Origin of the sequence: Acidovorax sp. 99 (assembly GCF_003096455.1) — a bacterium.
In the GTDB taxonomy this organism is placed as follows: Bacteria; Pseudomonadota; Gammaproteobacteria; order Burkholderiales; family Burkholderiaceae_C; genus Acidovorax; species Acidovorax delafieldii.
In genome coordinates this window covers 310,030-329,031 of the sequence record NZ_QEKU01000001.1, presented here as the reverse complement: position 1 = coordinate 329,031, position 19,002 = coordinate 310,030, and the positions used below count along the sequence as shown (strand labels likewise).

Sequence of the window (19,002 nt, the reverse complement as noted above, 5' to 3'; positions counted from 1 at the left end):
CCTTGCTACTGCTCCCTGGCCTGGGCTGGCCTGCGGCAGCGGTGTGGATGGGCGTGCCGCTGCTGGCACTGGCCATTGACTGGTGGTTGGGGGAGCCGCCCGCCCGCTGGCACCCGGTGGTGTGGATGGGCACGGCCTTGCACTGGGGGGGCGAGCGGGTGGCCCCGCTGACGCCTGTGGCACAGGACTTTCGGCGTTTTTGGTTGGGGGCGCTAGTGTGGATTGCCTTGGCTGCTATTGTTTTGATAGTTTCCTGGTGGTTGCAGCACCTGGCGTTGACGCTGATGGGTTGGCTTGCCCTCGGCATGCTGGCGCTGCTGCTCAAGCCCCTGCTGGCCTGGCGCATGCTGCACGACGAGGTGCTGGCGGTGGAGGTGGCGCTGGGCCAGTCGCTGCCCGCCGGGCGCGCGCAACTGGCCCGGCTGGTGAGCCGGGACGTGAGCGCTCTCACCGCCGTGCAGGTGCGCGAGTCGGCCATCGAGTCGCTGGCCGAGAACCTCAACGATTCCGTGGTGGCGCCGCTGTTCTGGTTTGCGCTGCTGGGTCTGCCGGGGGCTGCGCTGTACCGCATGGCCAATACGGCCGACGCCATGTGGGGCTACCCCGGCATGCGCAGCGGGCGCTACTGGCAATGGGCGGGCAAGTGGGCCGCGCGGGCGGACGATGTGCTGTCTTGGGTGCCGGCCCGCATCACCGCCTTGTTGCTGGCGGTGGTCGCCAGGGGACTGCCGTTTTCCACGCTGGCCCGCCAGGCGCGCAAGACGCCATCGCCCAACAGCGGCTGGCCCATGGCGGCCATGGCACTGGCGTTGAACGTGCGCCTGGCCAAGCCCGGGGTGTACACACTGCACAGCAAGGGCCGCCGGGCGGGGCCGCTCGATACGCGGCGCGCTGCACGCCTGGGCACGCAGGTGGTGCTGGCCATGGTGCCCGTGGTGGCGGGCCTGCAGTTGCTGGTGCTGGTGGTGTTTGCTTGGGCGCATGCATGAGCTCGCCGCGTCGTTTCTCTGTGCCCACGCCGTTGCACGGTGGCCCGGACGCCGCGGGCGTTCCGGTGTTTGATTTCTCGACCAACAGCAACGCCTGCGGGCCATGCCCCGAGGCGCTGCACGCCGTGCAGGCGGCCGACGCCACGCGCTACCCCGACCCGGCCTACACGGCGCTGCGCGAGGCCCTCGGCGCCTTCCATGGCGTGGTGCCGGGGCGCATCGTGCTGGCGGCCAGTGCCAGCGAGTTCATCCACCGCATCACCGCGCTGGCCGCACAGCAGGGCGCGGTGCAGGTAGCTGTGCCGCCACACAGCTATGGCGACTACGCCCAGGCCGCGCAGGTGCGCGGGCTGGAGGTGCTGCGGGGCGGCGGCGCCGCAGCGGGCCTGCAATGGGCGTGCGAGCCCTCCAGCCCCCTGGGTGTGGAAGATTCCTCGTTGCGCGGTTGGCGACAAAGCGATGCCGACGTTGCCTGGCGTGTGCTCGACTGCGCGTATGTCCCCCTGCGGCTCGGCGCGGAGGGCGCATGGGCTGGCGCGCCGTCGCCGCTCATGCCCTCGGCCTGCTGGCAGCTCTGGACCCCCAACAAGGCCCTGGGGCTGACGGGTGTACGTGCCGCCTATGCGATTGCGCCGCCAGACTGTGAAGAGCAGGCGCTGGGGCTGACGGCCCTGGCGTCTTCCTGGCCTGTGGGTGCCCACGGCGTGGCACTGCTGCAGGCGTGGACGCAGGCCACCGTGCAGCAATGGCTGGTGCACAGCCTGCGTACTCTGGGCGATTGGAAGGCGCGCCAGCAGACGCTGTGCACCGACCTGGGCTGGGCTGTGCACGCGGGCAGCCTGGCCAACTATTTCTGCGTGCAGCCTGCTACCCACACGTTGCAGAGCGATCTGGCTGCGCTGCGCGCCCGTGGCATCAAGCTGCGCGATGCGGCGTCGTTCGGCCTGCCCGGCACCGTGCGCCTTGGGGTGCTGGCCCCCGCCGCACAAGATGCGCTGCGGGCCGCATGGCAGGCCGTCTTGGGCCCTGCGGGCCGTACCATCCCGCATTCCATCGGATCGAGGGAGACCTTGTGAGAACCATCACCGTCAATCGCTACGTCACGCCGCTGCGTGAAGGTGGCTCCATGCCCGCCATCGTCGAGGGCGACGACCTGGGCACCTACGTGCTCAAGTTCCGTGGCGCAGGGCAGGGCGTGCGCGCCCTGCTGGCTGAAATGATTGCGGGTGGCATCGCCCGTGCGCTGGGCCTGCCCGTGCCCGAGATCGTGCTGGCCCAGCTCGACCCCGCCCTGGCGCAGACCGAGCCCGACCCTGAGATCCAGGACCTGGTGCGCGCCAGCGGTGGCCTGAACGTGGGGCTGGATTACCTGTCGGGCGCGCTCAATTTCGACCCGGCGGTGGATGTCGTTTCGGATGATTTCGCATCACGCCTCGTGTGGTTCGACGCGCTGGTGGGCAATGTGGACCGCACTGCGCGCAACACCAATCTGCTGATGTGGCACCGCCAGCCCTGGCTCATCGACCACGGTGCGGCACTGACCTTTCACCACGCCTGGAACGGCACGGTGGCCTTGCCCGCCAAACCTTTTGCGCCCATTGCCGACCATGTGCTGCTGGCCCGGGCCACGCTGCTCGCGCAGGTGGATGCCGAGCTGGCCGCCCGCCTTACGCCCGAGGTGGTGGCGGGCATCCTGGCCGAGGTGCCCGACGAGTTTTTGGTGCTGGCCGGTGCAGATCACGAAGAAGGCCTGCTGACCGCTGCCCTTACCCACCGCCAGGCCTATGTGGACTACTTCTGCGCCCGCCTGGCCGGGCGCGCCACCTGGGTGAATCCACTGAAGGAGGCCGCCGATGCACGTGCCTGAGGTGTATGACTACGCCATCGTGCGCGTGGTGCCGCGCGTGGAGCGCGAAGAGTTCATCAACGCGGGCGTGATCCTGTCGTGCCAGCGCACCGGCTTTCTCCAGGCTGCCATCGCGCTCGATGAAGCGCGCCTGCTGGCCATGGACCCGCACGCCGACATCGATACCGTGCGCCGCCATCTGGCCGCCATCGTGGCCATCTGTGCGGGCGACGAAGGCTGTGGCCCCATTGCGCGCCTGCCGTACCGCCAGCGCTTTCACTGGCTCACCGCCAAACGCAGCGCCATCATCCAGACCTCTCCCGTGCACACGGGCCGCTGCACCGATGCGGCTGCAGCACTTGAACACATCATGGACCGCATGGTCCGCCCACTGCCGTGACTTTCTCCACCTCTTCCCCACGAGCCCGCTGCGTGATGGTGCTGGGCACCACCAGCGGCGCCGGCAAAAGCTGGCTCACCACTGCACTGTGCCGCTACTACAGCAACCTGGGCCTCAAGGTGGCGCCGTTTAAGGCGCAGAACATGAGCAACAACGCGCGCGTGGTCTCCGGTCCAAGCGGTAGCGTGGGCGAGATCGGCAGCGCCCAGTATTTCCAGGCGCTGGCTGCGCGTGCCGAGCCTGAAGTGCGCATGAACCCGCTGCTGCTCAAGCCCGAGGCCGACACGCACAGCCAGGTGGTGTTGATGGGGCAGGTGAGCGCAGAACTCACTGCCATGCCCTGGCGCGGCCGCAGCGAAAAGGTGTGGCCGAAGATCGCCGCAGCCCTCGATGCACTGCGCGCCGAAAACGATGTGGTCGTGATCGAGGGCGCAGGCTCGCCCGCAGAGATCAACCTGCACGCGAGCGACATCGTGAACATGCGCGTGGCCCGCCATGCCAATGCACGCTGCCTGCTGGTGACGGACATCGACCGGGGCGGTGCGTTCGCCCACCTGTACGGCACCTGGGCGCTGCTGCCCGAGGACGAGCGCGCGCTGATCCGTGGCTTTGTGCTCAACAAGTTTCGCGGTGATGCCAGCCTGCTGGCGCCTGCGCCGCAGATGCTGCAAGACCTCACGGGTGTGCCCACCGTGGCCACCATCCCCATGCAATGGCGCCACGGCCTGCCCGAGGAGGACGGCGTGTTTGATGACCGCACCTTGTCAGCGGGCGCGGTCCACACCACCGTGGCCGTCATCGCCTACCCGCGCATCAGCAACCTGGACGAGTTCCAGCCGCTCAAGAACGTGCCCGGCGTGCGCCTGATCTGGGCGCGCAGCCCGGCCGACCTGGCGGGGCTCAAGCCCACCGACTGGGTGGTGCTGCCGGGCTCCAAGTCCACCGCTGCCGACCTGGCCTGGCTGCGCGCGCAAGGGCTTGACCAGGCCATTGCCCATCACGCGGGGCAGGGCGGCACGGTGCTGGGCGTGTGTGGCGGCCTGCAGATGCTGGGCGAGGCGCTGATTGATACGGCGGGCATCGACGGCAATGCGCCAGGCCTGGGCCTGCTGTCGCTGGTCACCACCTTCGAGGTCGCCAAGACCGTGCAACGCACGCAGGCGCAGTTTGGTGCCATGCAGGGCGCCTGGGCTGCGTTGGCCGGCGTACCCGCCACCGGCTACGAAATCCACCACGGCCAGACGGCCCAGCACCCGGCCATGGCCGCCAAGGGTGATGTGGCGCGCGAGGTCATCCCCGGCATCGCCTGGCAGAACCCGGCGGGCAATGTGCTGGGCGTGTACCTGCACGGCTTGTTCGAGGATGCTGCGGTGCTGCACGCGCTGTTTGGCGCGCAGGTGCCCACGCTGGACAGCGTTTTTGACGGACTCGCAGGCTTCCTGGGCACCAGCTTCACACCGGGCGTGCTGGATGCGCTGGTGGCGCCTTAGCACGCCGGATACCGTGGCGCCATTCAGCCTCTCACACCCGTTCGCAGTGGCAGGCGAGGGTGGTGTACGGAAAGCGCACGGTGTCCTGCCCGCGCAGCGAGGGGTGTCGGGCTATCAAAGCCTCGATCTGGGCACGCACCGCAGCGCGTTCAGCATCTGGCAGGGCCGCGATAAAACTGATCGACATGAAACGGTCCACGATGACCTGCTGGGGTGGCCCCACATGCTCGTGGGTCAGCCGGGTCTCGACCAATGGGCCGAAACCGGGGTGTGGAAAGGGTTTGCGCCAGTCGCCCTTGTAGAAGCGCGGGGCATCGCCCTCGTAGGGCGTGATGATGGTGGTGAGCTCGGCCACCCAGTCCACCGACTCATCGCGCACGTTCCACACCAGTCCCAGCTTGCTGCCCGGCCGCAGCACGCGGTGAAATTCGTCCAGGGCTTCGCGGGTGGCAAACCAGTGGAAGGCCTGTGCACAGACCACGGCATCCAGCGTGCCGGACGGCAGTGGAATGGCCTGTGCCGTGCCCGCCACGGCGCGCACCGTGGGCAGTTGCAAGGCTTCGATCTTGGCGCGCATAGCGTCCACGGGCTCCACGCCCACCACCGTGGCCCCGGTGGTTGCGAGCAGCGCGGTGAACTTGCCGGTGCCCGCACCCACATCGGCCACCTCGCGGCCGGGACCCAGGCCCAAGGCCTGTGCCAGCCAGGCCGACAGCGCCGCCGGGTAGTCCGGCCTGCCGCGCGCGTAGGCCTGCGCTTCTTTTTCAAAACCTTGCCGTGCCGCTTTGTGTACGGCGTTCTTTGTGTTTTCCATCACCATGACCTCACCTTTCGTACTTCCATCCGTTGCTGACCTGCATGATGCCGCGTTGGCCAACCGCCTGCAGCACGTCATTGACCACAAGACCAAGCCCCTGGGCTCGCTGGGCCTGCTGGAGCGCCTGGCGCTGCGCCTTGGTGTGATCCTGGGCACCGAATCCCCCGTGCTGCATGCCCCCCAGATGCTGGTGTGCGCGGGCGACCATGGCCTGGCCGCGCGGGGTGTCTCGGCGTTCCCGAGCGATGTGACCTGGCAGATGGTGGAGAACTTTTTGGCGGGTGGCGCGGCCGTGAGCGTGCTGGCTCGCCAGCATGGCCTGGGCCTCACGGTGGTGGACTGTGGCGTGGCCAAGCCCATTGCTGCGCGCGATGCAGCACCCGGCCAGCCGCGCCTGTTGCTGCGCAAGGTGGCACCGGGTACGCAAGACGCCTCCGTCGGCCCGGCCATGAGCGCCGAGCAATGTGCCCAGGCGCTGGCCAACGGGGTGGAGGTGGTGCGTGGGCTGCCGGGCAACGCCTTGCTGCTGGGCGAGATGGGCATTGCCAACACCTCGGTGGCATCGCTGCTGCTGGCGCGCCTGGCGGGGTTGCCGCTGGCCGAGGTGACGGGCGCGGGCACCGGGCTGGATGCTGCAGGCATCGAACGCAAGCGTGCGGTGCTGCAGCAGGCGCTGGACGCCAATGCGGGCGCCACCAGTCCGTTGGAGGCCCTGGCTGCCCTGGGGGGCTACGAGGTGGCCACGCTGGTGGGCGCAGTGCTGCAGGCAGCGGCCGAGCGGCGCGTGATTGTGGTGGACGGTTTCATCACCAGCGCGGCCGTGCTGGTGGCCAGCCGCATTGCGCCGCAGGTGCTGCAGCGCTGCGTGTTTGCCCACCGTTCGGGCGAACGGGGCCACAGCCTGATGTTGGCGCAGATGCAGGCCGAGCCCTTGCTGGACCTGGGCCTGCGCCTGGGCGAGGGGTCGGGCGCGGCGCTGGCCTGGCCGTTGCTGCAATCGGCCTGCGCCGTGCTGCGCGAGATGGCGAGTTTTGAATCGGCTGGCGTGGCGACGCAGACGGCCTGAGCCGCCCTGCTTGGGCAGGCTCTAGCCCACCACGGTCTGGTTGCGGCCTTCTTCCTTGGCGCGGTACAGCGCGGCGTCGGCGCGGGAGAGCATGGCGTCCAGGGTCTCGTGTGACCCGGACCAGCTGGTCAGCCCGATGCTCACCTCGCAGTCCAGCGGGTGCCCCGAGGCCAGCGTGGCGTGGATGCGCTGGGCCACGGCCAGGGCCGCTTGCGCGTCGGCTCCCGGCAGCAGCACCAGAAATTCCTCGCCCCCGTAGCGGCCCAGGCGGTCGGCGCGGCGCAGCACCTGGCGGGTGCGCTCGGCAAAGTGCACCAACACCGCATCGCCGTGCTGGTGGCCGCGCGTGTCGTTCACCGCCTTGAAGTTGTCCAGGTCCACCATCATGATGGACGGACCGCCGCCGTAGCGCTGCGCGCGCTCCAGCTCGTCCTCGCAGCGCTGCAGCAAGGCACGGCGGTTGAGGGTTTGGGTCAGCGAGTCATAGGTGGCCAGGTGCTCCAGCTCGGTGCGCAAGCGGTCTGTGGCCATCAGCACCGCGCCGATGGACAACATCAACACGGTGAGCGCATAGGCACCGATGTACAGGGTCTGGAACAGCGAGGGCTCCATCAGGTCGTTGCCCGCGTGCCCAGCCAGGATGGAACCCAGCCTGACCCCCAGTACCAGCATGTGCAGGCCCAGCATCACCTCCACCAGCCGCACCGGGAAGTTGCGCCCCCCGTGGCGCAGCATGAAGCGCAGTTGCGCGGCGTACAGCGCCCCCATCACCACGGTGAAAAACCCCACCCGCACGGCATAGTTGGGCCACCCGTAGGTCAGCCAGGCAAACACCACCGTGGTGCCTGCCATCACCCAGTTCCAGGTGCGCCAGGTGGCGGGCTGGCCCATGAACTGGCGGGTGCCCATGTAATAAGTGACCGAGCCCAGCACCAGCAGCTGGTTGGCCAGCACCAGGCCCAGCCAGTCGGGGATGGCGCCACGCGCGCCAAACAGCACGGTGGACAGCAGCCACAGCAATGGCGCCGCCGCCCATCCGCCCACGCCCCGGATGCTGGGCGGGTAGTGCCGCCGCATGAACAGCAGCACCAGGGCCATGACGGCAGACATGAAGCCCGCCAGGGCGATCATGGAGCGCGGGTCGAGGTTCGTCATGCGGCAGGCAAGAGGAGGGGGAGGGACGTGCCGACGTAATAAATTGTTTCAAAGGCGAAGCCAGTATAGCCACGCACCCGCACGGCTCAGCGCTGTTTCGGTGCATGGTTTGCCCGAGGTTGGACCAGGGGCAGCGCGGGTGTGGACCGGTATGGGGCGGCAATGTGCGCCGTGTTGGTGCATTTTGTATGCAAAGTTCATAAAACATTGTGTACAAAGTTGGCATGGGCCTTGCGTAGGGCATACGCCATGCAAAGCACCCACCCTGCGCCCACCTCCGCCGCCATTGAAATCGTGGCGCTGACCAAACGCTACGCCCAAGGCAAGCCCGCCGTGGATGCGATCAACCTGCGCATTGCCAGCGGCAGCTACTGCTGCCTGCTGGGGCCTTCGGGCTGCGGCAAGAGCACCACGTTGCGCATGATCGCTGGGCACGAATCGGTGACGAGCGGCGACATCCTGCTGGAGAACCGCAACATCACCGACCTGCCCGCCGCTGCACGCGGCACGGCCATGATGTTCCAGAGCTTTGCGCTGTTCCCGCACCTCTCGGCGCTGGACAACGTGGCCTTCAGCCTGAAGATGAAAGGCGTGGCCAAGGCCGAACGCCAGGCCAAGGCGCGCGACCTGCTGGAGCGCGTGGCCCTGGGGCACCTGGCCGAGCGCAAGCCCGCAGAACTCTCCGGCGGGCAGCAGCAGCGTGTGGCGCTGGCGCGTGCGCTCATCACACAGCCGCGTGTGCTGCTGCTCGACGAGCCGCTGTCCGCGCTCGACCCCTTCCTGCGCATCCAGATGCGCGCTGAGCTGCGCCGCTGGCAAAAAGAGCTGGGCCTGACCTTCATCCATGTGACCCACAGCCAGGAAGAGGCCATGGCCTTGGCCGACACCATGGTGGTGATGAACCACGGCGTGATCGAGCAGGTGGGCAGCCCGCACGAGGTCTACAACCGGCCCGCCAGCGAATTCGTGGCGCGCTTCATGGGTGGGCACAACGTGATTGACACGCCCGAAGGCAAGGTGGGCGTGCGCACCGACCACTTGCAGATCGCCCCCGCCCACGCCGAGCTGCCCTGGGGTGCCCAGCGCATGCAGGCCGTGGTGACCGACGTGGAGTACCAGGGCACTTACGTGCTGCTCGGCCTGCAAAAGCAGGGCGTGGCCTTGTCGGCCAACGCCACGGCGGCGTATTCGGTGATGGTGTCTGAAGCCGCCTTTGCTGCGCAGCCCTACCAGGTGGGGCAGGGCGTGCAACTGCACTGGACGCTTGACCAGGCACACCCGCTCTCCCAGCCTGCTGTCGCATCACTGGCGGTGCCCGCTCCCGCAGTGGCCGTCGCCGCCTGACCGCGCCGCCGCTTTACCTCTTTTTCCACCCGTCCCCTTCCGCAACCCAAGGAGTTTTCCCATGTCCGATGCTTCCCGTGCTGATTCCCCTGTTGTTGTCTCCGATGCCACTGGAGTGGCGCGCCGCTCGCTGCTCAAGGGCACGGCGGGCATCCTGGCCGCTGGCATGTTCCCGGCCGTGCATTCGCAAGAGAAGATCGTGCTGCGCTACCTGGGCACGGCGGTGAACCAGGACAAGGCGATTGCCGAGAAGTTCAAGGCCGACACCGGCATCGAGATCCAGTACGTGGCCGTGACCACCGACGACGTGACCAAGCGCGCCGTGACTGCGCCCAACAGCTTTGACCTGATCGACACCGAGTATTTCTCGCTCAAAAAGATCGTGCCCACGGGCAACCTCAAGGGCATTGATACCAAGCGCATCAAGAACGCCGACAAGATCACCACGCTGTTCACCACCGGCCAGGTGGCCGGCAAAGCCGTGGGTGACCAGGGCACCGCGCCCAAGAAGGTGATCTACCTGGAAGGTGAAAAGTCCAAGAAGTTTGCGACGGCGCCCACGCAGTTCATGAGCCTGATCCCCACCGTGTACAACGCTGACACGCTGGGCATCCGCCCTGATCTGATCAAGCGCCCCATCAACTCCTGGGCCGAGCTGCTCAACCCCGAGTTCAAGGGCAAGACCGCCATCCTGAACATCCCCTCCATCGGCATCATGGACGCCGCCATGGTGGTCGAGGCCATGGGCATCTACAAGTACCCCGACAAGGGCAACATGACCAAGAAGGAGATCGACCTCACGATCAAGACCCTGATCGAAGCCAAGAAGCAGGGCCAGTTCCGCGCGCTGTGGAAGGACTTCAACGAGTCGGTGAACCTGATGGCATCGGGCGAGGTGGTGATCCAGTCGATGTGGAGCCCGGCTGTGACGGCCGTGCGCACCAAGGGCATCGCCTGCAACTTCCAGCCCCTGAAGGAAGGCTATCGCGCCTGGGCCGCCGGCTTTGGCCTGCCCGCCACGCTGAGCGGCCGCAAGCTCGATGGCGCGTACGAGTTCATCAACTGGTTCCTCGACGGCTGGGCCGGTGCCTACCTGAACCGCCAGGGCTACTACAGCGCCGTGCTGGAGACCGCCAAGTCCAAGATGGAAGCCTACGAGTGGGCTTACTGGATGGAAGGCAAGCCCGCCACGCAGGACATCAAGAGCCCCAATGGCGACGTGCTGGCAAAGGCAGGTGCAGTGCGCGACGGCGGCAGTTATGAGTCGCGCATGGGCGGCATCGCTTGCTGGAACGCGCTGATGGACGAGAACAACTACATGGTCCAAAAGTGGAATGAGTTTGTAGCGGCGTAGAGGTTGCACCCCCTGAGGCGCTGCGCGCCTTCACCCCTCTCTCGACCCGCTGCGCGGTTCGGGAGGGGGACGCTCCCGGCGCGGCGGGGCGGCCCTTGCGCGGGAGCACTGGCATTGGGCCGCGACGGTTTCAACAGCTGGCTGCGAAGCACAGCCCGCTAGATATTTGATTGCAAACACCATGAGCACGACCACCACACCGTCCTTACCTGCTGCAGCTGTCCCCGGCCGCAGCATTGCCGCCTGGTGGCAGGCTGCGCCGTTCACGCTGGTGTTCGCGCTGTTTTTCCTGATTCCGCTGGCGCTGATCGTGATGGTCAGCTTCTGGGACTTCAACGAATACGAGCTGCTGCCAGGCTTCACGTTCAAGAACTACGTGTCGATCTTCGCGGGTTGTGGCGATGCGTCGGAGGGCCTGTGTGTCACGCTCAAGACGTACTACTCCACGCTCAAGTTCAGTTTTCTCGTGTGGCTGATCACGCTGGTGATTGGCTTCACTGTGGCCTACTTCCTGGCCTTCCATGTGCGCTCGTCGGGCATGCAGACCCTGCTGTTCGTGCTGTGCACCATCCCGTTCTGGACGTCGAATGTGATCCGCATGATCTCGTGGGTGCCGCTGCTGGGGCGCAATGGTTTGGTCAACCAGACCTTGATGGGCATGAACCTCATCGAGACACCTGTGGAGTGGCTGCTGTTCTCGGACTTCTCGGTGGTGCTGGCGTTCGTGCACCTGTACACCATGTTCATGATCGTGCCCATCTTCAACAGCATGATGCGCATCGACCGCAGCCTCATCGAGGCGGCCAGCGACAGCGGGGCTAGTGGCTGGCAGACGCTGTGGAACGTGATCGTGCCGCTGTCGCGCACCGGCATCATCATCGGCTCGATCTTTGTGATCACCATCGTCATGGGCGACTTCGTGACCATCGGCGTGATGGGCGGGCAGCAGATCGCATCGATTGGCAAGATCATCCAGGTGCAGACGTCTTACCTGCAGTTCCCGCTGGCGGCGGCCAATGCCGTGATCCTGCTGGCCGTGGTGCTGATGATCATCTGGGGCCTCACGCGCCTCGTCGACATTCGCAAGGAGCTGTGAGATGAAAGTCCGTGAATCTCGTCCCGCCAGCTTCTGGCCCCTGGCCATCTTCTTTGCGCTGTTCGTGCTGTTCATGTACGGGCCCATGTTCGTCATCTTCATCCTGAGCTTCCAGGGCCCCGAGGGTGGGCTCACTTTCCCCATGCGCGGTGTGTCGCTGCACTGGTTCTCCAAGCTGGCCGAAGGGCTGGGCGTGGTGGACATTGGCGCGGCGCTGTGGCGCTCGCTCGGCCTGGGCGTGGCGGTGATGCTGTGCACGGTGGTGTTGTCGGTGCTGGCCGGTCTGGCGTTTCGCAAGCGGCTGGCTGGGGGCAACACGCTGTTCTTCATCGTGGTGGCCAGCCTCATCATGCCGTCCATCATCGTCTCGCTGGGCATTGGGCTGGAGTTCCGGCTCATCGACAACGGCATCAAGGCGGCGCTGGAATGGCTGGGCATGGAGAGTGCGCTGGAGGGCTATGGCACGTCGCTCGGCCTTTTCACCTCGGCCCTGGGCGCCCATCTGACCTGGACGCTGCCGTTCGGCCTGCTCATCATGTTTGCGGTGTTCAACCGTTTCAACCCCGCGTACGAAGAAGCCGCACGCGACCTGGGCGCCACGCCCTGGCAGGGCTTTGCGCATGTGGTGCTGCCGCTGATTGCGCCCTCGGTCGTGGGCATTGGCATGTTCGGTTTCACGCTCAGCTGGGACGAGATCGCCCGCACCTCGCAGGCCATTGGCGACGTGAACACGCTGCCGCTGGAGCTGCAGGGCCTGACCAGCACGGTGACCACGCCGTCCATCTACGCGCTGGGCACGCTGACCACCGTGGTGTCGTTCGTCGTCATGGGCATCACGCTGGCGCTGGTGTGGGCATTGGGCTGCAGGCGCAAGGGCCGTTCGGGGTAAAAACGGCACCCTTATGACGACCACCCTCCCCAAGCCCCGGCGCGCGCGCGCTGCGGTCACCGAACCGCCCGTGCAGCCCGACACGACCGGCCAGCTCAGCGACAACGACATGTACGACCGCATGGTGTCGGCCATCCTCGACCACCGTCTGCCGCCCGGCACCAAACTGGTGGAGGACAAGCTGGCGGCTGCCTTTGGCGTGTCCCGCACCCGCGTGCGGCCTGTGCTGGTGCGGCTGGCCAACGAGCAGGTGGTCACGCTCACGCCCAACCGGGGCGCATCCATCGCCCAGCCCACGCCGCAGGAGGCGCTGGAAGTGTTCGAGGCCCGCCGCCTGCTGGAGCCGCGCCTGGTGGAGCTGTTCATCGCCAACGCCACCGACGCTGACATTGCCGCGCTGCGCACCTGCATCGACGACGAAGAGGCCGCCCGCGCCAGTGGCGACATGCGGCGTGCCATCCGCCTGTCGGGCGACTTTCACCTGCACATCGCGCAGGCAGCAGGGCACCAGACGCTCGGGCGCATCCTGCGCGAGCTGGTGTCGCGCACCTCGCTCATCCTGATGACCTACAGCCCCAGCCACGCCCAAACCCGCGAAGAGGCTACAGCCTGCGGCTGCCGCGAACACCGGGCGCTGATCGACGCCATCCGCCTGCGCGACGCGCGCGAGGCGCCCCGGCTGATGCTGACCCACCTGGCGCGGATCGAGTCGCAGCTGGAGTTCACGCCGCCTGCGGCAGAGGCGCCCGATCTGGCGCGGTTGCTGGGCGGGGTCTGACGGTTTTTTCACACGCTTGCCCATGCGCCAACTGCTCGTCATCAACCCCAACATGTCGGCCCATGTCAGTGCCTTGCTGCAGCGGCATGTGCAGGGGGCTGCGGGTTCGTATGTGGCGGTGCGCACGGCCACGGCCCGCTTTGGCGCACCGTACATCGCGTGCGAGGCGAGCTACGCCGTGGCGGCCCACGCCGCGCTCGATGTGTGGGCGCATGAGATCGCACAGCCGCAGACCGCGCCCGACGCGGTGCTGATCGGCTGCTTTGGCGACCCCGGCCTGATGGCGCTGCGCGAGAGCAGTCCGGTGCCCGTCACCGGCCTGGCCGAAGCGTCATTCATCGAGGCTGCGCGCCACGGCCGCTTTGCCATCGTCACCGGCGGCGAGCGCTGGGGCCCCATGCTGCAGCGCCTGGCCCAGGCGCTGGGCCACGCCCACGCACTGGCAGGCATTCACACCGTGGCGCCCACCGGTGCGCAACTGGCGGCTGACCCCGAAGCAGCCCGCGCCTTGCTGGCCCAGGCCTGCCGGGATGTGGTGCGGCAGATGGGGGTGCAGGCCGTCATCCTGGGTGGGGCGGGGCTTGCAGGCATGGCTGCTGCCGTGCAGCCGCAGGTGACTGTGCCCGTGATCGACAGCGTGGTGGCCGGTGCCACCTGGGCGCTGCGCGCGCACCCCGTGCCGCCGGAGCGCAAGGTGGCGGGGTTTGATGTGGCCTGGGTGGGGGTGTCGCAGGAAATGGCGGCGTTGGGCACCCGCTGCGTTGCCTGACCCGGCCTTGCAGGCTGGCGGTTGCGCAAGGGCTCGAAATCTCTGCCAGAGCGCAGGTTTTGAGTGTTTTTGGCTGGATGCGCTAGAAGAATATGCGCTGGTTGCTATGAAATTTGAAGCGCTGTGCTTTCTGCGCGTTAGGGCGCCAGCGTCTTCGGCCGGTAGTCGCAATACTCGCTCACCACACATTCCCAGCAGCGCGGCTTGCGCGCCTGGCACACATAGCGGCCCAGCAGGATGAGCCAGTGGTGCGAGTCCACCGCATAGGCGGCGGGCACGCGCTTCATCAGCTGCAGCTCCACCGCCAGCGGGTTCTTGCCCGGTGCCAGGCCTGTGCGGTTGCTCACGCGAAAGATGTGCGTGTCCACCGCCATCGTGGGCTGGCCAAAGGCCACGTTCAGCACCACGTTGGCCGTCTTGCGGCCCACGCCGGGCAGGGCCTCCAGCGCCTCGCGCGTGCGGGGCACCACACTGCCGTGCTGCTCCACCAGGATGCGGCAGGTCTCCATCAGGTTCTTGGCCTTGGTGCGGTACAGGCCGATGGTCTTGATGTAGCCCTCCAGCCCCTCCAGTCCCAAATCCAGGATGGCCTGGGGCGTGCCTGCCACGGGGAACAGCTTGCGCGTGGCCTTGTTCACACCCACGTCAGTGGCCTGGGCCGACAGCAGCACGGCGGCCAGCAGCTCGAACGGGGTGGTGTATTCCAGCTCCGTGTTGGGCATCGGGTTGGCCGCCTTGAGGGTGGCGAAGAAGGGCTCGATCTGGGCGGTTTTCATCATCATCGTTGGCGGGGTGGGGCAGGGGGCTGGCTTCTTTTGGCGGGCGTGGCCGGTGGCGCATTGTCCCGCAGCTGCGCCTGCAGGAACTCCAGGAACATGCGCACGGCAGCGGGCAGGGTGCGGCCGCTCAGGGTCTGCAGCTCGGCGGCGCGGGCGCTCATGCCGGGCTCGCGGATCTGGGCGGCATGCATTTCGCCGCGCTGCACCCGATCGCGCACCGTCACCTCGCCCGAGATGGACAGGCCGCCGCCATGCAGCACAAAGTGCATCAGCGTCTCGAAGTGGTTGCACACCAGCGCGGGCTCAAAGACCAGGCCCCGCTGGCTGCAGCCAATGTCGAACAGCTGGCGCACGGTGTTGTCGCGCTCGGGCAGGGCGATGGGGTAGGCGTGCATCTGCGCCAGCGTGACGGAGTGGGCGCGTGCCAGCGCGTGGTCAGGCCGCATGATGGCAATGACGGGCGCGGCCTGGCGGTGCTGCACGGTGATGTCCCGCTCGGCGGAGCGGCTGTAAGTCAGGCCAATGTCCGCATCACCGTTGAGCACCGCCACGGTCACAGCTGCGGGGCTGGCCACGCGCAGGTGAAACTGGATGCCGGGGTACTGCAGGCGGAACTGCGCCATCACGCGGGGCAGGAACTCGATGGCAAAACCCGCAGAGCTGCAGATGCGCACCAGCCCCGTGCGCAGGCCCTGCAGCGCCTGGATGTCGGAGACCACGCGGTCGGCCTCCAGCGCGCCGCGCCGGGCATGGGCGGCCAGCAGCTCGCCCGCCGCGCTGGGCGCCATGCCGCGCGGGCGCCGGTCAAACAGCGGCACGCCCAGCAGGTCTTCGAGGGCGGCGACTTGGCGGCTCACGGCCGAAGGCGACACATTGAGGCGCGCGGCGGCCTCGCTGACCGAGCCGCTGCGCACCACCTCCAGAAAGTAGCGCAGCGCCGTGTCCTGCAAGCGGCTGGAAAGCATCGGGGGCCTTTCGGGATGTGAATTGCGTAAAACGCAAAGATAACCCCAGAAATCGTTGATTGTCGAAACGCAGCGGGCTGCTTATGCTGACTCACCAATGACACATTCACCGGCCCCAGCCCCCATGCCTTCTGCAAACAGCGTCACCCCGGGTGGGACCCCCAGCCCCATCGTGGACTACACGGCCACCGAACTGTCGCGCGCCATCCATGCACGGGAGGTCTCCTGCACCGAGGTGCTGGACGCCTACCTGGCCCAGGTGGACCGGCTGAACCCCGTGGTGAATGCATTGGTGGCGATGGCGGACCGCAACGCCCTGCGCACGCAGGCGTCAGAGCGCGATGCGCAACTGGCGCGTGACGAGAGCCTGGGCCCGCTGCATGGGTTTCCGCAGGCGCCCAAGGACATCATGCCCGCCGCAGGCATGGTCACCACGCGGGGCTCGCCCATCTTTGCCGGGCAGGTGTCGGCCACCGACGCCGTGGTGTTCGAGCGCATGCGCGCAGGCGGCGCACTGTTCATCGGCCGCAGCAACTCGCCGGAGTTTGGCCTGGGCGGCCACACCTACAACCCCGTTTATGGCACCACACGCAACGCCTGCAACCCGTCTGTGTCGGCGGGGGGCAGCAGCGGCGGCGCAGCCGTGGCGGTGGCATTGCACATGCTGCCCGTGGCCGATGGCTCGGACATGATGGGCTCGCTGCGCACGCCCGCGGCGTTCAACAACGTATACGGCCTGCGCACCTCGTTCGGCCTGGTGCCGCACGGGCCGACGGAGGAAGTGTTCTTCCAGCAGTTCAGCGTGGCCGGGCCCATGGCGCGCAACATCCCGGACCTGGCGCTGCTGCTGTCGGTGCAGGCGGGTTTTGATGCGCGCCTGCCGCTCACGCGCCGGCACGAGGATGTGGCCCTGCTGGGCCAGCCGCTGGAGCGCGACTGGCGCGGTGCCCGCATCGGCTGGCTGGGTGACCTGGGTGGCCATTTGCCCACCGAGCCTGGCGTGCTGGCCACCTGCGAGCAGGCGCTGGAGCACTTTCGCACCGTGGGCTGCGCAGTGGAGGCCGTGGTGCCCGCGTTCGACCTGAAGCAGCTGTGGAACGCCTGGATCGACCTGCGCAGCTTCAGCGTGGCAGGGGCCAATGCGGCCCTGTATCGCAACCCGGCCACGCATGCACTGCTGAAGTCCGAGGCGGTGTGGGAGATCGAGCGTGGCATGCGCCTCACGGCCTTGCAGGTGTACGACGCGGCCCGCGTGCGCAGCGCGTGGTACCAGGTGCTGCGCGGCCTGTTCGAGCAATTCGATTTTCTTGTGTTGCCCGCTGCGCAGGTCTTCCCGTTCGATGCCGGGCTGGACTGGCCCCACGAGGTCGGTGGCCGCACCATGGACACCTATCACCGCTGGATGGAGACCGTGGTGCCCGCCACCATGGCCGGCCTGCCCGCGCTGGCAGCCCCCGCAGGCTTTGGCCCCGGCGGCCTGCCTGCGGGGCTGCAGATCATCGGCCCGGCACAGTCTGACGCCGCCGTGCTGCAGATCGGCCATGCCTACGACCAGGCCAGTGGGTACGCGCGTCAGCGCAGCCCCTTGCTGGGGTGACCTGGGCCTCGCTGCGCGCCATTCCGTCTCCCACCGTGAACCCCCGCTACCCCCCGCTTTTGTCAACGTGCTTTCTGGAGAGCTTCACCATGCTGCGTTCCCGCTTCGTATCGAGTCTTCTGCTCTGCGCCCTGGTGCTGGGCACGCCCGGCCTGGCGCAGGCACAGACTTACCCCGACCGGCCCATCAAGCTGGTCGTGCCTTTTGCCCCAGGCGGAGCCACCGACATCCTGGGACGTTTGCTGGCTACGGCCCTGGGGGAGCGCCTGGGGCAGCCCGTGGTGGTCGAGAACCGGCCCGGCGCGGGCACCGTGGTGGCGGCGTCCATGGTGGCCAAGGCGCCCGCTGACGGGTACACGCTGCTGCTCGGGTCCAACACCACGCTCACCATGAACCCGGCCATCCGCACCAACCTGCCGTACGACCCCATCAAGAGCTTCACGCCCCTGGCCCTGGTGGCCGACATGGGGCTGCTGCTGGTGGCCCACAACGACACCCCGGGGCAGTCGCTCAAGGACATCGTGGCCCAGGCCAAGGCCGCGCCGGACAAGTTCTCGTACGGCTCCTATGGCACGGGCTCGTCGGTGCACTTTGGCGCCGAGATGCTCAAGACCACTGCAGGGTTTCCGATGATGCATGTGCCTTTCAACGGCAGCTCGCCCAGTCTCACGGCGCTGATGGGCGGGCAGGTGCAACTGGCGGTGGACACCGTGGTGGCATCCACCCCGCTCATCAAGTCCGGCAAGATCAAGGCGATTGCGGCGCTCAGCCCGCAGCGCCTGGCCTTGCTGCCCAACGTGCCCACGGTGGCCGAAAGCGGCTACCCCGGCTTTGACATGGGTTCCTGGTTTGCTTTTGTGGGGCCCGCAGGGCTGCCCGCACCCGTGCAGAAAAAGCTGGAAAAGGCCCTGGCCGAGACCATGGCCTCGGCGGAGTTCAAGAAGAAGATGGTGGACATCGGCCTGACGCCGCTGGGTGGCAATGGCGACGCGCTGCGCGCGCGCATTGAGCGCGAGCTGCCACTGATGCGTGCCGTGGCGGCACGGGCGGATATCCGGGTGGATTGACGGTCGGCGCTGAAAAGGGCTACCCGGCCCGTCAGCGCAACCCCATGGGATTCAGCGCGTCCGCTTGACCGGAATACACAGCCAGCACGGAAAGCGCCCCGTGGCCGGGTCCACCGCAAAGTCCTCGTCGTAGATCTCCAGCGCAGCGCGGGGCTCCCATTCCCAGCCGTCGGGGATCTGGCCCGGCGTGCCCATTTGCGCCCAGGCGGCGGCAATCTCGGGTCCCGTGCCCACAAAGTGCATGCAGGCGTAGTCGCCGCCTTCGTAGTCCATCACCTGCACATCGGGCCCGGTGCGCAGGCCCACGCCAATCTGCACCGCTGCGTCATAGCGGCACTGCTCGGGCGGCGTGCAGCCCGGGTCGTCGTGGCTGAAGCCATAGAACTTGGGGCGCGGATCATTCAGCCGATGGGCGGCACACCAGCTGCCAAAACGCTCCCACAACTCGGTCAGGCCCGGGTGGCCGTAGGCGCCGGTGTGGCGCATGGTGGCAAGGCGCATGCGGGGCAGGGTGCGGAGGGTCAGGGTCATGGCGGGCAGGGCAGTGGCGGTGGACGGAAAACCCAGTTTAGAGCCTCTTGGAAAGACACCGCATGAATCC

At 67.5% G+C, this 19,002-nt stretch carries 19 protein-coding genes; 14 read left to right on the top strand and 5 right to left on the bottom strand.

The genetic code is table 11. The features are described 5' to 3' along the window. Positions 1-47 precede the first annotated feature (47 nt). From cbiB to C8C95_RS01610, 5 genes are read left to right on the top strand one after another with little or no spacing between them, the layout of a single operon-like run. Positions 48-989 (top strand): adenosylcobinamide-phosphate synthase CbiB, encoded by a 942-nt coding sequence (gene cbiB, locus C8C95_RS01630; protein WP_099732161.1) that lies wholly within the window; start codon positions 48-50, stop codon positions 987-989. Further along, positions 986-2,065 (top strand): aminotransferase class I/II-fold pyridoxal phosphate-dependent enzyme, encoded by a 1,080-nt coding sequence (locus C8C95_RS01625; protein WP_116747425.1) that lies wholly within the window; start codon positions 986-988, stop codon positions 2,063-2,065. Before cbiB ends, C8C95_RS01625 begins: the two co-directional genes overlap by 4 nt. Further along, entirely contained in the window at positions 2,062-2,856 is a 795-nt protein-coding gene (locus C8C95_RS01620) for a HipA family kinase (RefSeq protein WP_116747424.1), read from the top strand. The genes C8C95_RS01625 and C8C95_RS01620 overlap by 4 nt, the downstream gene beginning before the upstream one ends. Next, positions 2,843-3,235, top strand: a complete 393-nt coding sequence (locus C8C95_RS01615) for a DUF3037 domain-containing protein (RefSeq protein WP_116747423.1) — start codon at positions 2,843-2,845, stop codon at positions 3,233-3,235. Before C8C95_RS01620 ends, C8C95_RS01615 begins: the two co-directional genes overlap by 14 nt. Before the next feature lie 35 nt (positions 3,236-3,270). Continuing rightward, a complete protein-coding gene (locus tag C8C95_RS01610; RefSeq protein WP_116747422.1) occupies positions 3,271-4,725 on the top strand; it encodes a cobyric acid synthase in 1,455 nt (484 codons plus the stop codon). A gap of 31 nt (positions 4,726-4,756) precedes the next feature. Here the strand turns inward: C8C95_RS01610 and C8C95_RS01605 are convergent, their stop codons facing one another. Continuing rightward, a complete protein-coding gene (locus tag C8C95_RS01605; RefSeq protein ID WP_116747421.1) occupies positions 4,757-5,545 on the bottom strand; it encodes a class I SAM-dependent methyltransferase in 789 nt (262 codons plus the stop codon). Between C8C95_RS01605 and cobT the strand changes: the two genes are divergently transcribed. Beyond that, the gene (gene cobT, locus C8C95_RS01600) at positions 5,544-6,608 is read left to right on the top strand and encodes a nicotinate-nucleotide--dimethylbenzimidazole phosphoribosyltransferase (protein ID WP_116750098.1); all 1,065 of its coding nucleotides are present in this window, start codon (positions 5,544-5,546) and stop codon (positions 6,606-6,608) included. The two genes, C8C95_RS01605 and cobT, sit on opposite strands and share 2 nt — an antisense overlap. Before the next feature lie 21 nt (positions 6,609-6,629). Here the strand turns inward: cobT and C8C95_RS01595 are convergent, their stop codons facing one another. Next, complete coding sequence (locus C8C95_RS01595) at positions 6,630-7,763, bottom strand: GGDEF domain-containing protein (RefSeq protein WP_233584229.1); 1,134 nt, start codon at positions 7,761-7,763, stop codon at positions 6,630-6,632. A gap of 249 nt (positions 7,764-8,012) precedes the next feature. On the opposite strand from C8C95_RS01595, the gene C8C95_RS01590 reads away from it, so the two are divergent. The 6 genes from C8C95_RS01590 (at position 8,013) to C8C95_RS01565 (ending at position 13,993) form a co-directional block, all read left to right on the top strand. Then, positions 8,013-9,107: an ABC transporter ATP-binding protein gene (locus C8C95_RS01590; protein WP_116747420.1), complete on the top strand. Its 1,095-nt coding sequence runs from the start codon at positions 8,013-8,015 to the stop codon at positions 9,105-9,107. Positions 9,108-9,168: 61 nt separating this feature from the next. After that, the gene (locus tag C8C95_RS01585) at positions 9,169-10,461 is read left to right on the top strand and encodes a PotD/PotF family extracellular solute-binding protein (RefSeq protein ID WP_116747419.1); all 1,293 of its coding nucleotides are present in this window, start codon (positions 9,169-9,171) and stop codon (positions 10,459-10,461) included. Between the two features lie 181 nt (positions 10,462-10,642). Next, positions 10,643-11,557 carry an ABC transporter permease gene (locus C8C95_RS01580; protein WP_116747418.1) on the top strand — a complete coding sequence of 305 codons (915 nt, stop codon included), beginning with the start codon at positions 10,643-10,645 and terminating at the stop codon, positions 11,555-11,557. Position 11,558: 1 nt separating this feature from the next. Continuing rightward, positions 11,559-12,446: an ABC transporter permease gene (locus tag C8C95_RS01575; protein WP_116747417.1), complete on the top strand. Its 888-nt coding sequence runs from the start codon at positions 11,559-11,561 to the stop codon at positions 12,444-12,446. A 13-nt stretch (positions 12,447-12,459) separates the two neighbouring features. Further along, complete coding sequence (locus tag C8C95_RS01570) at positions 12,460-13,224, top strand: GntR family transcriptional regulator (protein ID WP_116747416.1); 765 nt, start codon at positions 12,460-12,462, stop codon at positions 13,222-13,224. Positions 13,225-13,246: 22 nt separating this feature from the next. Continuing rightward, on the top strand, positions 13,247-13,993 hold the full coding sequence (locus C8C95_RS01565; RefSeq protein WP_116747415.1) for an aspartate/glutamate racemase family protein: 747 nt from the start codon (positions 13,247-13,249) through the stop codon (positions 13,991-13,993). A 137-nt stretch (positions 13,994-14,130) separates the two neighbouring features. On the opposite strand, the gene nth is transcribed toward C8C95_RS01565, so the two are convergent. Both nth and C8C95_RS01555 read right to left on the bottom strand, forming a co-directional pair. Continuing rightward, entirely contained in the window at positions 14,131-14,769 is a 639-nt protein-coding gene (nth, locus tag C8C95_RS01560; RefSeq protein WP_056065129.1) for an endonuclease III, read from the bottom strand. 2 nt (positions 14,770-14,771) lie between these two features. Continuing rightward, a complete protein-coding gene (locus tag C8C95_RS01555; RefSeq protein ID WP_056747174.1) occupies positions 14,772-15,737 on the bottom strand; it encodes a LysR family transcriptional regulator in 966 nt (321 codons plus the stop codon). Positions 15,738-15,861: 124 nt separating this feature from the next. Between C8C95_RS01555 and C8C95_RS01550 the strand changes: the two genes are divergently transcribed. Together C8C95_RS01550 and C8C95_RS01545 are read left to right on the top strand one after the other, a co-directional pair. Then, entirely contained in the window at positions 15,862-17,334 is a 1,473-nt protein-coding gene (locus C8C95_RS01550) for an amidase (protein WP_116747414.1), read from the top strand. Between the two features lie 89 nt (positions 17,335-17,423). Next, entirely contained in the window at positions 17,424-18,401 is a 978-nt protein-coding gene (locus tag C8C95_RS01545) for a tripartite tricarboxylate transporter substrate binding protein (protein WP_116747413.1), read from the top strand. Between the two features lie 51 nt (positions 18,402-18,452). On the opposite strand, the gene C8C95_RS01540 is transcribed toward C8C95_RS01545, so the two are convergent. Beyond that, positions 18,453-18,932, bottom strand: a complete 480-nt coding sequence (locus tag C8C95_RS01540) for a GyrI-like domain-containing protein (RefSeq protein ID WP_056064295.1) — start codon at positions 18,930-18,932, stop codon at positions 18,453-18,455. Positions 18,933-19,002 lie beyond the last annotated feature (70 nt).

Bases quoted from the DNA above. Each gene is read 5' to 3' on its own strand.
- C8C95_RS01540 (WP_056064295.1), bottom strand. From the start codon at position 18,932: ATGACCCTGACCCTCCGCACCCTGCCCCGCATGCGCCTTGCCACCATG.
- C8C95_RS01555 (WP_056747174.1), bottom strand. From the start codon at position 15,737: ATGCTTTCCAGCCGCTTGCAGGACACGGCGCTGCGCTACTTTCTGGAG.
- C8C95_RS01575 (WP_116747417.1), top strand. From the start codon at position 11,559: ATGAAAGTCCGTGAATCTCGTCCCGCCAGCTTCTGGCCCCTGGCCATC.
- C8C95_RS01625 (WP_116747425.1), top strand. From the start codon at position 986: ATGAGCTCGCCGCGTCGTTTCTCTGTGCCCACGCCGTTGCACGGTGGC.
- C8C95_RS01585 (WP_116747419.1), top strand. From the start codon at position 9,169: ATGTCCGATGCTTCCCGTGCTGATTCCCCTGTTGTTGTCTCCGATGCC.
- C8C95_RS01550 (WP_116747414.1), top strand. From the start codon at position 15,862: ATGCCTTCTGCAAACAGCGTCACCCCGGGTGGGACCCCCAGCCCCATC.
- nth (WP_056065129.1), bottom strand. From the start codon at position 14,769: ATGAAAACCGCCCAGATCGAGCCCTTCTTCGCCACCCTCAAGGCGGCC.
- cobT (WP_116750098.1), top strand. From the start codon at position 5,544: ATGACCTCACCTTTCGTACTTCCATCCGTTGCTGACCTGCATGATGCC.
- C8C95_RS01565 (WP_116747415.1), top strand. From the start codon at position 13,247: ATGCGCCAACTGCTCGTCATCAACCCCAACATGTCGGCCCATGTCAGT.
- C8C95_RS01615 (WP_116747423.1), top strand. From the start codon at position 2,843: ATGCACGTGCCTGAGGTGTATGACTACGCCATCGTGCGCGTGGTGCCG.
- cbiB (WP_099732161.1), top strand. From the start codon at position 48: ATGGGCGTGCCGCTGCTGGCACTGGCCATTGACTGGTGGTTGGGGGAG.
- C8C95_RS01570 (WP_116747416.1), top strand. From the start codon at position 12,460: ATGACGACCACCCTCCCCAAGCCCCGGCGCGCGCGCGCTGCGGTCACC.
- C8C95_RS01595 (WP_233584229.1), bottom strand. From the start codon at position 7,763: ATGACGAACCTCGACCCGCGCTCCATGATCGCCCTGGCGGGCTTCATG.
- C8C95_RS01590 (WP_116747420.1), top strand. From the start codon at position 8,013: ATGCAAAGCACCCACCCTGCGCCCACCTCCGCCGCCATTGAAATCGTG.
- C8C95_RS01610 (WP_116747422.1), top strand. From the start codon at position 3,271: ATGGTGCTGGGCACCACCAGCGGCGCCGGCAAAAGCTGGCTCACCACT.
- C8C95_RS01545 (WP_116747413.1), top strand. From the start codon at position 17,424: ATGCTGCGTTCCCGCTTCGTATCGAGTCTTCTGCTCTGCGCCCTGGTG.
- C8C95_RS01605 (WP_116747421.1), bottom strand. From the start codon at position 5,545: ATGGTGATGGAAAACACAAAGAACGCCGTACACAAAGCGGCACGGCAA.
- C8C95_RS01580 (WP_116747418.1), top strand. From the start codon at position 10,643: ATGAGCACGACCACCACACCGTCCTTACCTGCTGCAGCTGTCCCCGGC.